The sequence below is a fragment of the Streptomyces sp. NPDC048270 genome (assembly GCF_040652335.1).
In the GTDB taxonomy this organism is placed as follows: domain Bacteria; phylum Actinomycetota; class Actinomycetes; order Streptomycetales; family Streptomycetaceae; genus Streptomyces.
Genome location: NZ_JBEZLV010000029.1, coordinates 39,052 through 52,210, shown reverse-complemented (window position 1 = coordinate 52,210; position 13,159 = coordinate 39,052). Strand labels below are relative to the sequence as shown.

Sequence of the window (13,159 nt, the reverse complement as noted above, 5' to 3'; positions counted from 1 at the left end):
TCGTCAGGATTTCTACCCCAGCACAGTTGCCCCGGCTGGTACAGGCGGGTTTGCGCCAGTAGGACCCGTCGAGGTCTTCGAGAGGGGTCGTGCGTCAGCCGCCGACAGGGCTCCCGGCTTCCGGCGGCTGCTCCGCAAGGCCCTCCAACTCCCGCACTCGCTCTATCAGTTCGTTGATCGACCGCATGCTCCTCTCCGACAGACCGGCGGTGCGCAGCGCGACCCGCTGGACCTGGGCGTCGCGCATGGCCGCCAGGAGGGCCAGCTCGGAGTCGACGGTGGCGGTCACCTCGTCGTCGAAGAAGTAGGCGGGCGGCACGCCGAAGAACCTCGCGAGCCCCTCGATGTGCCGCAGCGTCGGATTGTCGCGCTGGCCCTTGCGCAGCAGCCAGATGTAGCTGCCCGAGATGGGGACGCCGGACGCCGTGATGGCACGGGCGACCTCCTCGCCCGTGTAAGGCCCGCGGCCGGCCGGGGCCGTGGTGTCGAACAGGTGGTTCAGCTTGTCGGCCAGGCTGCCGGTCGGCTTGTCGTCGGGGTTGGTCATGCGCCGTGCCTCCATCTTCGAAGGCGCATTTTACCTTCGTACCTGAGGGGTCATCCGGTCGCCGGGGTCCGTGCGCCCGCGGCGGGCCCGTTGGCCACCGGCCAGGGGGAGTTCCCGCTCATGGTGGTCGCGGCCGACCTGGCTAGCCGAGAACGGCTTCGCCGAGGTGGGTGAGGCGGTGGACGACGAGGTTGCTCGTGCGCTCCGTCGCCACCAGCCCGGACCGCCGGAGCACGCTGACGTGCTTGCTCGCGGACGGCTTCGAAATGTGCAGGCGGCGCGAGATGTCGCCGGTGGAGCCGGGCACGCGGACGCTTTCGAGGACGCTCGCCCGGGTGTGCCCGAGCAGCTCCCGCAGGGCGGCGGCCCCGTCCTCCTCCGCCTGCCACAGGGCGGAGGCCGCCTCGGTGTCGAGCGGGACGTTGTAGACCAGTGTGGTCAGCCCCTGCCGGCCGGCCTCCGGGTCGAGGACGAGCGGGCGGCTGGCGAACAGGGAGGGGGCGAGGGCGATCCCGTCGCCGGTGAGGCGTATCTCCCGGGCGTTCTGCCCGTTGTCCACCCGTAAGCAGGGCGCGTCCCAGTCGATCGTCGGGTGGAGCCGGCTGAGCGCGCTTTCCACCCCGCCCGCCAGGGCCGTGCGCCCGAACAGCTCCCGCTCCGTCTCCAGATGGCTGCGGATGCGCCCCCAGAACGGCTCGACGGCCATGGCGTGGAAGTACCCGCCGGCGGGGGAGGGGCCCGCCGCGGCGATCGTGGAGGTGCGGTGCAGTCTTCGCTTCACCTTCCGGCGCCACTCGCTGAACTCGTCCTGGAGCGGCTCCGCGTATCTCTGCTCGGCGAGGCGCGATTCGAACTCCGCCCCCAGCGTGCCGATGAAGCGTATGCGCGACAGGTCCTCGACGGTCAGTCGGAGGGTGACCAACGCATTCCTCCTGATGTCAAAGCCAATGCACGCGGCTCCCCGCGCGCCCCCCTACCGTGCCCATCCACATGAGTTGATGGCTGTCGGCCAGCCTACAGTGATCAACCGGCCTCGGGGCAGGGCGCTTTCGAGCCCAGCCAGGTCCGGTACCCCGGGAGGACGGCGCGTGACCGGGCTCAGCACGGCCGACCGGGCGATGGCGCCCAGCGGCGCCGAGCAGGCCGGCGGGGTGGCGGGCCGTCCACACAAGTCGAAGGCCACGCCCCCGGCGGGCCGGGCCGGGCCCTGACGGAGGCCGGCGGCCCAGCGGAAGATGGCCATCGCCCGGACCTCCAGGACGCCTTCGTCGGGTTCCACTCCCGGACCTTGCCCAGGCAGCGGGCCGAGAAGGTGCGCCGGGGGACCGGTTGCGCAGCCCTCCGTGGAGTGGCTGACGATCTCGTGGAGCGGCTGACGATCTCGGTGTTCTCCCCGCGGCCGCCGTCCGCGCGACGCCGAAGGCCTGCGCGCGGACGGCGCCGTCCTTGCCGCCGCTGGACTGCGATGCAAACGTGGGGAGTTGCCTCAGCGGTCGGCGTCCTCCGGCCATCCGTACCCCGTGCGGGGCGCGGGAGGCACCGCGCCCATCGCGGTCAGGTCCCGGTCGGCGGCCCGCATCAGCCGGTCCGCCAGGTCGCGCATCGCCCGGCCCGCGGCGAGCTCGTCACCGATCGCGGGAACCTGCGGGTCCTCGGGGTTGCGCCGCGCGGCGCCGCGGCCGACCATCGTCGACGTGCCGTTGTCGAGCACGGCCCGCGCCTTGGTCGTACCGCCCTCCTCGATCAGGTAGACGCCCACCTGCCATTCCTCGGCGTGGGTCATGACGTACCTCCTCACACCCCGGCGCTGCCCCTGTCTCCAGGATGCCTCCGCGTGCGCGGTACGGGCCACCGCGGCTCCTCGGCGGCCTCCACCGCGGCCGGGACCGGCCGGGAGCCGAACAGGACGTCGCTGTGCGGGGAGCGGGCCTTGACCGGCGCCGCGACGGCCGGGCCCGGGCCGCCCGCACGGTCCGGGTCCGCGGCGCCCGCCGGGTCCGGATAGAGCAGGGCGTGGCACCGGCGGGCCTCGGCGTCGGCGTCGGCGCGGGCCACCAGGACGTGCTCGGCCCGGCCGTCCGCGTGCACCGTGGTGACCAGGCAGAGGTCGTCGTGGCGCCGCGCGCCGCCGAGCCGCGCCGCCGTGCCCCGGTCCCCGGCCGGCACCACCAGGTAGGGGCCGCTTGCCGAGTCGAACTCCGTGGTCCGCAGCCCGTCCGCCAGCAGCCCCCGCGCCGCCGCCCGGCGCTCCGGCCCGGACCGGAAGCGCCATACGTCGCTGCCCTTGTGCGCGACGACCGCGGCGGCCTCCGGGCCCTCGCCGACCACGGTCCCCGCCCCGCCCGCCCCGCCCGCACCGCCGGCCCAGGGGAACGGGCGGCAGTGCAGCCGCACGCCCCCGCGCTCCGCCCAGTCCACGGCGCTCTCGTGGACGACCTTGGCGCCGTGGCGCGACATCCGCCGCACGCCCTCGTAGCTGATCTCGTCCAGGGTGCGCGCGGCCGGCACCAGGTAGGGGTCCGCGGTGCACACGCCCGGCACGTCGGAGAAGAGCACGCAGGTACCGGCGCCCAGCGCCCCGGCCATCGCCGCCGCCGACAGATCGGAGCTGTTGCGGCCCAGCATGACGGTCCGGCCGGCCGCGTCGACCGCCTGCCCGCCCGGGACGACCAGGACCGGGCTGTCCTCCAGACCCGACAGCAGCACCGCCGGATCGGCCCGGACCAGCCCCGCCCGGTCGGCGGGCCCCTCGCCCAGCAGTCCGGTGCCGGCGGCCGTCAGCGGCAGCGCGGGCACGCCCACGGCGTCCAGGGCGGCCGCGAGCAGGGCGACGCTCACCGTCTCGCCGCTGGTCAGCAGCATGGCGGCGACCGGTGCGGGCGGATCGTCGGCCAGCGCCCCCAGGGTCTGCTGGAGCCGCCCGGTGGTACCGGACATCGCACTCACCACGACGACCACGGGGCGCTTCTCCTGCGCGGCCCGACGGGCCGTGTACCGGGCCACCCGCGCGAAGCCGTCCAGGTCGGCGAAGGCGGATCCGCCGAACTTCATCACCAGCGGACCCCGGTCCGGCCCGGGGCCGCCGGACGGCCCGCCGCTCACCCCAGCCACCCGTTCTTGACCCCGAGTTCCACGATCTGCAGGGCGTTGAGCGCCGCACCGACCCACAGGTTGTCCGCGACCACCCACACCGCCACGGCCCGCGGGTCCTCCGGCTCCACCCGGATGCGCCCGACGTGCACCAGCGCCCGGTCCTCGGGCCGGGCGAAGACGGAGCGCGGCATCGGGTACGAGGGGCTGTCCGACCGGGTGTAGACCCGCAGCCCCTCGGTGGCCGCCAGCGCCTTCTCGACCGCGTCGGCGGTGACCGGCTCGCGCAGCCTGACGTGCACCGCCTCGGAGTGGCAGTGGAAGACCGGCACCCGCACCGCCGTGGCGCTCACCCGCAGCTGGGGCAGGCCGAGTATCTTGCGCGGTTCGCGGACGAGTTTGCGCTCCTCGTGGGTGAGCCCCTGGTCGTCCTGGAGGCCGATCTCGGGCACGAGGCTGAAGGGCAGCGGCTGCCCGAACCGCCCGCCCGGCGTGCCCTGCGCCCCGGGGTCGTCCAGGATCCTGCGCGATCCCTCGGCCAGCTCCTCCAGCCCCCGCACTCCGCCCCCGCTCGCGGCCTGGTAGGTGGCCACCACGACGCTGTCCAGCGTGGCGAGTTCGTGCAGCGGCTGGAGGGCGCGCACCATCTGGATGGTCGAGCAGTTCGGATTCGCCACCAGGTTGGAGGCCGGCCGGACCGCGAGGGCGCCCGGGTTGACCTGGGGGACGACGAGCGGCACGTCGGGCCGCATGCGGAACGCGGAACTGTTGTCGACGATCAGCACCCCGGCCGCGGCCAGCCGCTCCGCCTCCCGGCTGCTGACGTCCGCCCCCGCGCAGAAGACGGCCACGTCCAGATCCTGCGGGTCGAGTTCCTCGACGGTCACCAGCGGGGCCAGCGGCAGGGAGAGCGCGAGCTCGGCGCCCAGGTCCCGCCCGACGCTGCGCGCCGACCCGACCGGTACCACCCGCTCCACCGGCACGATCCCGCTGTCGAGCAGGGCCAGGCACTCCCTGCCCACGGCGCCGGTGGCGCCGACTATCGCGATGCGCAGCATTCCCGTCCTCCTGTTCGCGCCCACGTGGGCGCGGCGTGTGTCGGTCAGGTCAGAGAACCCCGGAAGGCACGCCGGTAGGCGTTCGGGGTGGTGTTGAGCGAGCGCACGAACTGGTGCCGCAGGGCTGCCGCGTTGGGGAATCCCGTACGGGCGGCCACGGCCTCCATCGTCTCGTCCGTGTTCTCCAGGAGCCGCTGGGCGCTCAGGACCCGCTGCGCCAGCAGCCAGCGGTACGGGGTGGTGCCGGTCTCCATCCGGAAGCGGCGGGCGAAGGTGCGCGGCGACATGCAGGCCAGGGCCGACAGCTGCTCGACACTGATCTCCTGGTCCAGGTGCTCCTCGGCCCAGGCCAGCACGTCGCGCACCCCGTCCTCCCGGTACTCCGCCACCGGCCGCTCGATGTACTGCGCCTGGCCGCCGTCCCGGTGCGGGGGGACGACCATGCGCCGGGCGATCGCATTGGCGACGTCGCTGCCCTGGAGCTTGCGCACCAGGTGCAGCGCGGCGTCGATGCCCGCGGAGGTGCCGGCCGAGGTGAAGACCGGATCCTCGTCGACGTAGAGCACGCCCGGTTCGACCTCCGCCTTCGGATACCGCTCGGCGAGCGCGGCGGCGTACCGCCAGTGCGTGGTGCAGCGCCGCCCGTCGAGCAGCCCGGCCGCCCCCAGCACGAAGGCCCCCACGCAGACGCTGAGCACCCGTGCGCCGCGCGCCACCGCCTGGCGCAGGGCCTCCAGGAGGTCCGGTGGGAAGTCCCTGGTGTGGAAGTCGTCCCCGACGGGGATGGCGATGAGATCCGCGTCCGCGAGCCGGTCGAGGCCGTACGGCGTGCTGATGGTGAATCCCGGGACCGCTCGCACGGACGCGGATTCCGCGGCGACCAGCGCGAAGTCGTAGGCCGGCAGCCCCTCCTCCTGGCGGTCGATCCCGAACACCTCGCATACGACGCCCAGCTCGAACGGGTGGACGTTGTCGAGTAGCACAGCGGCTACGTTCTTCAGCATGGGATCCAATGTGGCAGGGATTCGTGGTGTTCTGACAGTCCCACCACTGTCAGGTGGCCAAAAGCTCCCGCACACTGACGGCATGCATCCCGCAATCACTCGCCGATCGAGACGATACCGCCGCGGATTCCCATGACGACGGCCTGTGTCCGATCAGAGGCGCCCACCTTCGAGAAGACGGCGGACAAATGATTCCGCACCGTCTTCTCCGATATGCCGAGCGAACTGGCCACCCGCCGGTTCGATTTGCCCTGCGAGACGAGGACGAGGATCTCCCGCTCGCGCGCCGTCAGGGAGGAAAGGGGTTCCCGGGACGTCGGATCCGCGGGGATGCCCACGGGGTCGGGTTCCGTCCGCTGCTCGTCGCCGGTGTCCGTACGCAGGTCCTCGATCATCTGCTCCTGCGCTTCCAGCGCGTCCTGCACCTCGCCGAGGGCCTTGTGCATCCTGTCGACCGCTTCGGCAAGCGCCGTGACGGGCTGCGGTGGCGCACCGCAGGATTCACAGCACCTCTTGCCACTCAACTTCACGACTCGCCTCTGCACGACACGTGCCATCAGGTGCACTCCCTTAATGCAGATAATGCAGATGTGATAACCGAACCGCTCTTTTCTTTTCGGTGATGGCTCAAGAAGGAAGCTGCGTGTGGATGGCGACGGTCTTGCACCGCGTGTATTCCCGCAGCGCCTCCAGCCCTTTCTCCACGCCTATCCCCGAGCGCTTGTATCCCCCGAAGGGGAGCTCCACGCCGCCGGCCGCGCTGTAGTTGTTCACGAACACCTGCCCCACCCGCAGCCGCTGGGCGAGCCAGTGGGCGGTGGTCACGTCGGACGTCCACACTCCGGCCGCCAGCCCGTAGGTGGTGTTCTCCGCGAGCTCGACCGCCTCGTCCAGGGTGTCGAAGACCGACACGCACAGGACCGGGCCGAAGATCTCCTCGTGGAACACCCGGTGCTCGGGTGTCACGTGGTCCAGGATGGTGGGTTCCACGTAGAACCCCCCGGCGTGGGCCGCGCCCCCGGGCGCCTTGCCGCCGGTGCGGACCACGGCGTGCCTGCTGCCCTCGGCCAGGTAGCCGAGCACCCTGTCGCGCTGCTTCGCGGAGATGAGCGGCCCCATGTCGGGATCGCCGGTCCCCGGGCCGACGCGCAGGGCGCGGAACGCCTCCGTGAGGGCCGCCACGAGTTCCCCGTGCACGGACCGGTGGACGAGCAGCCGGCTGCCGGCCGAGCAGTTCTGCCCCGCGTGCTCGGTGATCGAGTCGACGATCTGCGGCACCGCCCGTGCGGCGTCGGCGTCGGGAAGGACGATGTGCGGGGACTTGCCCCCGAGCTCCAGGGTGACCGGCACGATGTTGCGCGCGGCCGCGGCCATCACGGCCTCGCCGATCTCCCGCGAACCCGTGAAGGCCAGCCGGTCCACGCCGGGGTGCGCGGCCAGTGCTGCACCTGCCTCCTCTCCGTAGCCCGGCACGACGTTCAGCGCGCCCGCCGGAAGTCCTGCTTCCAAAACGATGTCCGCCAGGCGGAGCGAGGTCAACGGCGCGTCCTCCGCCGGCTTGAGCACACAGCAGTTTCCGGCCGCGAGGGCGGGTGCGACGGTCCTGGCGGCGATCTGCAGGGGGTAGTTCCACGGGATGATGTGCCCGCACACCCCGTAGGGCTCCCGCAGGGTGAAGGCGAACCGGTCCGCTCGGTGCAGGATCGTTTCGCCACCCAGTGCCTCCACGGCACCGGCGTAGAAGTCGAAGTAGCGGGCGGCGACGTCGGCGTCGACCAGCGACTGGCTCAGCGGCTTGCCGGTGTCGAGGGTCTCCAGTCTGGCCAGTTCCGAGCGTTCGGCCCGGATCGCCGCGGCGATCCGGCGGCAGGCCCCGGACCGCTCCGCGACCGTGGCGAACCGCCAGGCGGACTCGTACGTGTGCCGCGCTGCGTCCACGGCGTCCGCCACCTCGGCCGCGCCGCAGCGGGCCACTCGGGCGAAAGGCCGGCCGTTCGACGGATCGAGGACGTCGATCCACGCAGTCGCGGGGACCTTCTTTCCCGCGATGACGGCCGTGTACTCGGTTAAGTCTGCTTCGCTCACGGGGGCCTCAAGCTCCTTGCGTGGGGGACCGCAACACTCGTCGTCAGCCGGTCATCGAACCGCCGAGAATTCTCTTCAGATCACGAGCGGCGACATCGCGCGGGCAGCACACCAGAAGGCGCTGCTGTTTGAGCGCACCATCGACAAGTGCAGGGAGATCCTTGCCCGAATAGCCGAAGGACGCAAGGCCGCCCGGACCGCCGGTGTCCGCAACCAACTGCTGCAATGTGGCCGGAAGTACATCCGCACCGTGGGCCGTCGACACTCCGCGAAGATCGGCGCCGAGCAACTCGGCCGCGCGCAGGTGCCGTTCGGGAGATGTCGGATAGGTGAATTCGAATGCGGCCGGAGCCGTCGAGACGACCGCGGCGCCGTGCGGCACCATTGCGTGATCGACCGCGTATCCCTCCGGCCGGTAGTCCCGCACGAGTCCGGCTATCGGATAGGCGCAGGCGTGTGGAATATGGGTTCCGGCATTGCCGAATCCCATTCCGGCATAGCTCGCCGCCTGGCTCATCCCGATCCGGGCTTCCAGATCGTCGGGATTGAGCACGGCCCGCCGCAGGTAGCGGCCGACCAGCCGCAGCGCCTGCTCCACCCACACGTCGCTGATCGGATTGGCGCCCACGTACAGCGGCCGGTCGCCGGGCGCGGGGTAGGGCGGGCGCCGGTCGTAGGGGCGGGCGGTATACGACTCGCAGGCGTGCGTCAGCACGTCGTACCCCGAGGACGCGGTGACCTCCGGCGGCAGGGTCAGGGTGTTGGCCGGATCGATCAGGGCCAGCGACGGCAGCAGCCGCAGGTCGCTGATCCCCGTCTTCACGTTCAGGCCGCTGACGCCGAGGGCGACCATGGCGGTGCACTCGCTCCCGCTGCCGGCCGTGGTGGGAACCGCCACCAGCGGCTTCAGCGGCCCGGGGATCCGCGCCCCGACGCCGATCGGCGCGTTCAGGTAGTCGCGCACCGGCCGGCCGGGGTAAGTGAGCAGCAGGTTCAGCATCTTGGCCGTGTCGATCGCGCTGCCGCCGCCGAGGCCGATGAAGCCGTCCACCCGGAGGGACGCCAGTTCGCGGGCGGCAAGGGTGACGCTCTCGTCGGTGGGCTCCACCTGGGTGCGGTCGAAGACCGTGACCGCGATCCCCTCCTGCTCGACGAGTTTGGCGACCCGGGCCGGCAGGCCGAGGCCGGCCAGGGTCCGGTCGGTCACCAGCAGGACCGACCGGACCCCGGCCCTGCGCAGTTCGTAGCCGATTTCCCGCGTGGCGCCGACACCGAATTTCAGTGGTGGGGCCTGCCAGCCGATGATCCTCTCGTGCTCTGGAGAACTTCCTCCGACCCACGCAACCGGCTCCACCGTCTGCCCTCGCCCTCTTGACCGATCGGCAACATTACGTTGCATATTCATTCCGAATTTGATCAGGTGAGGGCCACACTAGTCCGGCCAATTCCCCCTCACCATAGGACTCTCGTCCCATACGGGAAGGGGCGGGGTGTCCGAATTCCCACCCCGCCCCTTCCCGCCCCGCCCCCCTCGGGCCCCCCTGTCAGGCGGGTTCCACCGTCAGCTGTGCCTCGATCTCCTTGACACGCACCGTGTCCGCGTCAACGGATTCCTGACTCGGGCCCGCGAGGATGACCCAGCCCAGGCTGGTGAACAGGTCCTCGGTACACGGCACCAGCTCGCCGTTGGCGTACGGCACGCCCAGCCGCTGGAAGGTGGGCAGGGCCCGGACCGCGTCCAGGGCCTCGGCGTTGCGCAGGATCCCCTCGCGCGGGCTGGACAGCCACACCACGCGCACCGGCTGCACGATCTCGTACCCGGGCGTGAACGTCCCGTCGAGGTGGTGGCGCACCGTGCGGTCGATCTGGCAGTCGCCGGTGGCCAGGCGCGCCGAGTACTGCAGGCAACTCCCGGCCAGCCGCGCGGCCGTCTCGATGAGCCGCGGGCCGTCGGCCGTGAGCATGACCTCCGTGTGCGTGCAGCCGGTACGGATGCCGACCGCCTGCGCGACCTGCCGGGTGTACTCGCCCAGCAGCACCGCGACCGGGTCCTGCGGGGCCAGGTAGTCGACCGCGTCGTAGATCCCGATCCGGTCGTTCTTCGCCGACTTGCTGTAGCGGCTGACCGAGACCAGGCCGAACTTCCCGTCGACCGAGTACGTGTCGACGATGTACTCCGTCCCCTCGGCGAACTCCTGCACCAGGACGGTGTCGTTGCGGATGTCGAAGCGGTTGACCGAGCCGAGGAGCCGCTCGAAGTACGGCCGCCAGTCCTCCCGCGCGCCGACCTTGTGCACGTCGTCCGTGCCCCCGCTGCGGCGGGGCTTGAGCACCAGCGGCCGGCCCTCGAGGCCGTTGTCGCGGATCCACGCGGCGACCTCTTCGGGGTCGTCGGTGGCGATCTGGCGCAGATGCGGGATGCCGGCGGCCGCGACCGCCTGGCCCATGGGCCATTTGTCACGGCGGGCTTCGGACAGCTCGAACACGTTGCCCGTGCCCGGCATCAGCCGCTCGACCAGGGCGTCCACCAGCATCACCGCGGACTCGTTCCCCGGGACGATGGCGACCGGGTCGTAGCCCTTCACCGTCCGCAGGAGCTCCTCGAAGTCGCCGTCGTGATGGTGCGTACGGAAGAAGGCGTCCGGATTCCACGTGCGCCGGTAGGAGTTCAGCGGTCCGGGCGTGCTGAGCACGGCCACCGGTTCGATGTCTCGCTCCCGGAAGGCGTTCGCGTACTCGGCCGCGCCGGAGTAGGGGTCGACGAGGATCGCGTAGCGGGGCATTTCATTTCCTCCTGAGTAGTGCGCGGGCGCTGCCTGCCTCACTTGCCGACCGTGGCCTCCGCGCCGGTGCCGAGGCCCTCGCCGGACCCCGCCCCGCCGTCCGGCTCCGCACGCGGCGGCTTGCGGTCCGCGGCGCCGGTGGGACGCACGCCCAGCCAGGCGGCCCCCACCGCGAGCAGCCCGACGGCCCCGCAGCCGAGCCACAGGCCGTCCCCGAACCGGTTCCAGAGCATGACGCCGAGGAACGGGCCCACCGCGGTGCCGAGTCCGTACAGCGAGTTCGACGCGCCCAGGTAGCGGCCGCGCAGCTCGGGCGGTCCGGCCTGCGCCGGGTAGGCGAAGAAGAGCGTCGGATAGCCGATGATCTCGCCGAGCGACCAGACGAGGGTCGCGATCACCAGCGCGGCGATCCCCCAGGGCAGCGCGTACAGGCTCATCCCGATGCCGGTCAGCGCCACACCGGCGATCACCGCGATCCTGGCCGGCCAGCGCTGCACCACCTTGGCGACCAGCAGTTCGCAGGTGATGACCAGCGCGCCGTTCAGCGCGACCATCGCCGCGTACACGCCGGTGCCCAGGCCTTGGTGCTTGACCGTCAGGGGAAGGGTCGAGACGTACTGGATGTAGATGACCGAGCTCGCGAACATCGCCAGCAGGAACAGCACGTACCGGCCGTCCGACAGCACCGCGAGATAGCTCGGCTTGCGGCCCGCGGCCGCCCCGGACCCCGCGCCGCCCGCCGACTCCTTCTCCCCGGACCCGGCCGGCGCTCGGGGCAGGGTCACCCCGGCCACGGTCGCGAAGACCAGGATCGCCACGGCCTCGCCCCAGAAGAGGAAGTCCCACGACACCTGGACCAGAGCCGCGCCCAGCAGCGGGGCCGCGGTCGTGCCGAGGTTGATGGCCAGCCGGACCATGGCGAAGATCATGACCTGGCGCTCGGCGGGGATCAGCTGGCTGATCATGCTCGTGGAGGCGGGACGGTACGCCTGGCTCAGGGCCGCGCCGGCTCCGATGACCACCAGGATCGCCGCGTAGCTGTCCAGGTAGAGGACCGCGGGGAACAGCAGCGCCGAGCTCACCAGCGTCGACATGATGGTCAGCCGCGGCCCGACGCGGTCGGACATCCAGCCGCCGGTGAGCACCCCCAGCACGGTCCCCGCGCCGTAGACGCCGAGTGCGATGCCGGCCTGGGTGTCGGTGAACCCGCGCTGCGTCATGTACAGCACCATGAAGACCTGGATGAAACCGCCGAGTCTGTTCACCGCGGTGCCGACGAGCAGGGACTTCACCGCTGTCGGCGACTCACGCCAGACCGTCTTGACCCCGACGTGGGCGGGCTGTGGCTCCGTCTCGTTCACTGCGGAGGGGGAATCGCTGCTTGCCATGGGATTACTCTGCGATGGTGCAGGCCAGGGCGACAGTGGCCAGACTGACGTCCGTCCACGATTTCCTGCCACGCGCCGTCATCGCGCGTCCCCCGGCTTCGCGTCCGCGAGCCCGGCGAGGGCCTGGCCGAAGACCTCGCGCGCCCGCCGGGCGGTCTTCTCGCGCCACACCGCGTCCTCGGCCGGGCAGAACGCCGCACGGATCAGCTGCTTGAGTTCGGAGCGCACCGCCTCGGCCGGCCCGTGCCGGCGGTGCAGCCAGGCGTCCGCGCACAGCGCGAGCAGCACCTCGGGGCCGGGCTGGGTGCCGAACTCCAGGGTGATGGCCGTGAGCAGGCCCGCGGGCCCCAGGCCGTCGGCCACCGCGGTCGCGGTGTTGCCCACGATGGGCGTGGACGAGGAGGTGCCCAGCTCCGAGGCGGTGAGCGCGTCGCCGTACCAGCGCCGGGCGCGCTCGTGGGCCTCGGCGTCGCGGCCGCCGCGGAAGATGGGTTCGCCGACACCGCGCTCGCCCAGCCCCGTGTGCAGGTCGATGTAGGCCACGTGCGCGGCGCCGGCGATCTGCTCGGCCACCACCGTCCGGAAGACCCGCTGGGACCACGCCGGCCGCACCCCGCCGTAGAACAGGCCGTCGGGGTGCCGGTACTGGCCGCGGGTGACGGCCTCCTGCAGGGTCTGCGGGCCGAGCCGGTCGCGCAGCGCGTTCAGGCCGGCCACCAGCTCGGCCGGGGCGAAGGCGGGGGAGTCCGGCGGCACCAGCGCCGCGTGGACGGCGTCGTACGCGTCGTTGTGCGGCGGCGTGGAGTGGTCGACGAAGTTCCGGTTGAGGTCGACGTTGTCCTCGTTGACCCGCCGCAGGTACGCGAAGCCGTACGGGTTGAGGGCGTGCACGAGCAGCACGCCCGTCCCCGGCCCGGCCTCCTCCGCCATCCCCTCCCGCAGCAGGATCCCGGTCTGGCACGCCGAACCGCAGAAGCCCTCGATGCCGTGCGTTCCGGAGACCGTCACCAGCAGCTTCCGCGGCCCGGACGGTCCCACGTAGGCGGTGTCGACGCAGAGCTCACCGCCGTCCGGCCCCCGGTGCCCCGGCAGGGCGAACGACCGCAGCCGGGCGCCCGCCGCTTCGGCGGCGCGCAGGAAGTCCGCGCGGGCCTGCGCGTAGTCGGAGGGGAAGGGGACGTCTGCCATGGCTGTCTCGCGTTCC

Annotated in this window: 13 protein-coding genes; 1 reads left to right on the top strand and 12 read right to left on the bottom strand. The window is 72.0% G+C overall.

The features are described 5' to 3' along the window. Positions 1-94: 94 nt before the first annotated feature. A complete protein-coding gene (locus tag AB0D66_RS24180; RefSeq protein WP_362307137.1) occupies positions 95-547 on the bottom strand; it encodes a helix-turn-helix domain-containing protein in 453 nt (150 codons plus the stop codon). A 142-nt stretch (positions 548-689) separates the two neighbouring features. Further along, on the bottom strand, positions 690-1,469 hold the full coding sequence (locus AB0D66_RS24175) for a winged helix-turn-helix domain-containing protein (RefSeq protein ID WP_362307135.1): 780 nt from the start codon (positions 1,467-1,469) through the stop codon (positions 690-692). A 166-nt stretch (positions 1,470-1,635) separates the two neighbouring features. Between AB0D66_RS24175 and AB0D66_RS24170 the strand changes: the two genes are divergently transcribed. After that, positions 1,636-1,758, top strand: coding sequence for a hypothetical protein (locus tag AB0D66_RS24170; RefSeq protein ID WP_362307132.1), 123 nt, complete (start codon positions 1,636-1,638; stop codon positions 1,756-1,758). Between the two features lie 275 nt (positions 1,759-2,033). Here AB0D66_RS24170 and AB0D66_RS24165 read toward each other — a convergent pair whose 3' ends face one another. From AB0D66_RS24165 to AB0D66_RS24120, 10 genes are all read right to left on the bottom strand, one after another. Next, positions 2,034-2,330, bottom strand: a complete 297-nt coding sequence (locus AB0D66_RS24165) for a DUF1876 domain-containing protein (protein ID WP_362307130.1) — start codon at positions 2,328-2,330, stop codon at positions 2,034-2,036. Between the two features lie 11 nt (positions 2,331-2,341). Continuing rightward, on the bottom strand, positions 2,342-3,649 hold the full coding sequence (locus AB0D66_RS24160; protein WP_362307128.1) for a hypothetical protein: 1,308 nt from the start codon (positions 3,647-3,649) through the stop codon (positions 2,342-2,344). Further along, positions 3,646-4,695 carry an aspartate-semialdehyde dehydrogenase gene (locus AB0D66_RS24155; protein ID WP_362307125.1) on the bottom strand — a complete coding sequence of 350 codons (1,050 nt, stop codon included), beginning with the start codon at positions 4,693-4,695 and terminating at the stop codon, positions 3,646-3,648. Before AB0D66_RS24155 ends, AB0D66_RS24160 begins: the two co-directional genes overlap by 4 nt. Positions 4,696-4,739: 44 nt before the next feature. Further along, a complete protein-coding gene (locus AB0D66_RS24150; RefSeq protein WP_069919034.1) occupies positions 4,740-5,699 on the bottom strand; it encodes a helix-turn-helix domain-containing protein in 960 nt (319 codons plus the stop codon). Positions 5,700-5,794: 95 nt separating this feature from the next. Next, positions 5,795-6,256 carry a LuxR C-terminal-related transcriptional regulator gene (locus AB0D66_RS24145; RefSeq protein ID WP_362307121.1) on the bottom strand — a complete coding sequence of 154 codons (462 nt, stop codon included), beginning with the start codon at positions 6,254-6,256 and terminating at the stop codon, positions 5,795-5,797. Between the two features lie 70 nt (positions 6,257-6,326). Beyond that, positions 6,327-7,784, bottom strand: a complete 1,458-nt coding sequence (locus AB0D66_RS24140) for an aldehyde dehydrogenase family protein (protein ID WP_362307118.1) — start codon at positions 7,782-7,784, stop codon at positions 6,327-6,329. A 43-nt stretch (positions 7,785-7,827) separates the two neighbouring features. Continuing rightward, a complete protein-coding gene (locus AB0D66_RS24135; protein ID WP_362307115.1) occupies positions 7,828-9,189 on the bottom strand; it encodes a hydroxyacid-oxoacid transhydrogenase in 1,362 nt (453 codons plus the stop codon). Positions 9,190-9,328: 139 nt separating this feature from the next. Continuing rightward, the gene (locus AB0D66_RS24130) at positions 9,329-10,567 is read right to left on the bottom strand and encodes an ATP-grasp domain-containing protein (protein WP_362307112.1); all 1,239 of its coding nucleotides are present in this window, start codon (positions 10,565-10,567) and stop codon (positions 9,329-9,331) included. Between the two features lie 38 nt (positions 10,568-10,605). Next, entirely contained in the window at positions 10,606-11,955 is a 1,350-nt protein-coding gene (locus AB0D66_RS24125; protein WP_362307109.1) for an MFS transporter, read from the bottom strand. A gap of 78 nt (positions 11,956-12,033) precedes the next feature. Further along, positions 12,034-13,143: a M14 family metallopeptidase gene (locus AB0D66_RS24120; protein ID WP_362307106.1), complete on the bottom strand. Its 1,110-nt coding sequence runs from the start codon at positions 13,141-13,143 to the stop codon at positions 12,034-12,036. Positions 13,144-13,159 lie beyond the last annotated feature (16 nt).

What these genes read in the sequence shown, in the direction of transcription:
- AB0D66_RS24150 (WP_069919034.1), bottom strand. Translation starts at nt 5,699, where the DNA reads ATGCTGAAGAACGTAGCCGCTGTGCTACTCGACAACGTCCACCCGTTC.
- AB0D66_RS24130 (WP_362307112.1), bottom strand. Translation starts at nt 10,567, where the DNA reads ATGCCCCGCTACGCGATCCTCGTCGACCCCTACTCCGGCGCGGCCGAG.
- AB0D66_RS24145 (WP_362307121.1), bottom strand. Translation starts at nt 6,256, where the DNA reads ATGGCACGTGTCGTGCAGAGGCGAGTCGTGAAGTTGAGTGGCAAGAGG.
- AB0D66_RS24180 (WP_362307137.1), bottom strand. Translation starts at nt 547, where the DNA reads ATGACCAACCCCGACGACAAGCCGACCGGCAGCCTGGCCGACAAGCTG.
- AB0D66_RS24155 (WP_362307125.1), bottom strand. Translation starts at nt 4,695, where the DNA reads ATGCTGCGCATCGCGATAGTCGGCGCCACCGGCGCCGTGGGCAGGGAG.
- AB0D66_RS24125 (WP_362307109.1), bottom strand. Translation starts at nt 11,955, where the DNA reads ATGGCAAGCAGCGATTCCCCCTCCGCAGTGAACGAGACGGAGCCACAG.
- AB0D66_RS24120 (WP_362307106.1), bottom strand. Translation starts at nt 13,143, where the DNA reads ATGGCAGACGTCCCCTTCCCCTCCGACTACGCGCAGGCCCGCGCGGAC.
- AB0D66_RS24135 (WP_362307115.1), bottom strand. Translation starts at nt 9,189, where the DNA reads ATGAATATGCAACGTAATGTTGCCGATCGGTCAAGAGGGCGAGGGCAG.
- AB0D66_RS24165 (WP_362307130.1), bottom strand. Translation starts at nt 2,330, where the DNA reads ATGACCCACGCCGAGGAATGGCAGGTGGGCGTCTACCTGATCGAGGAG.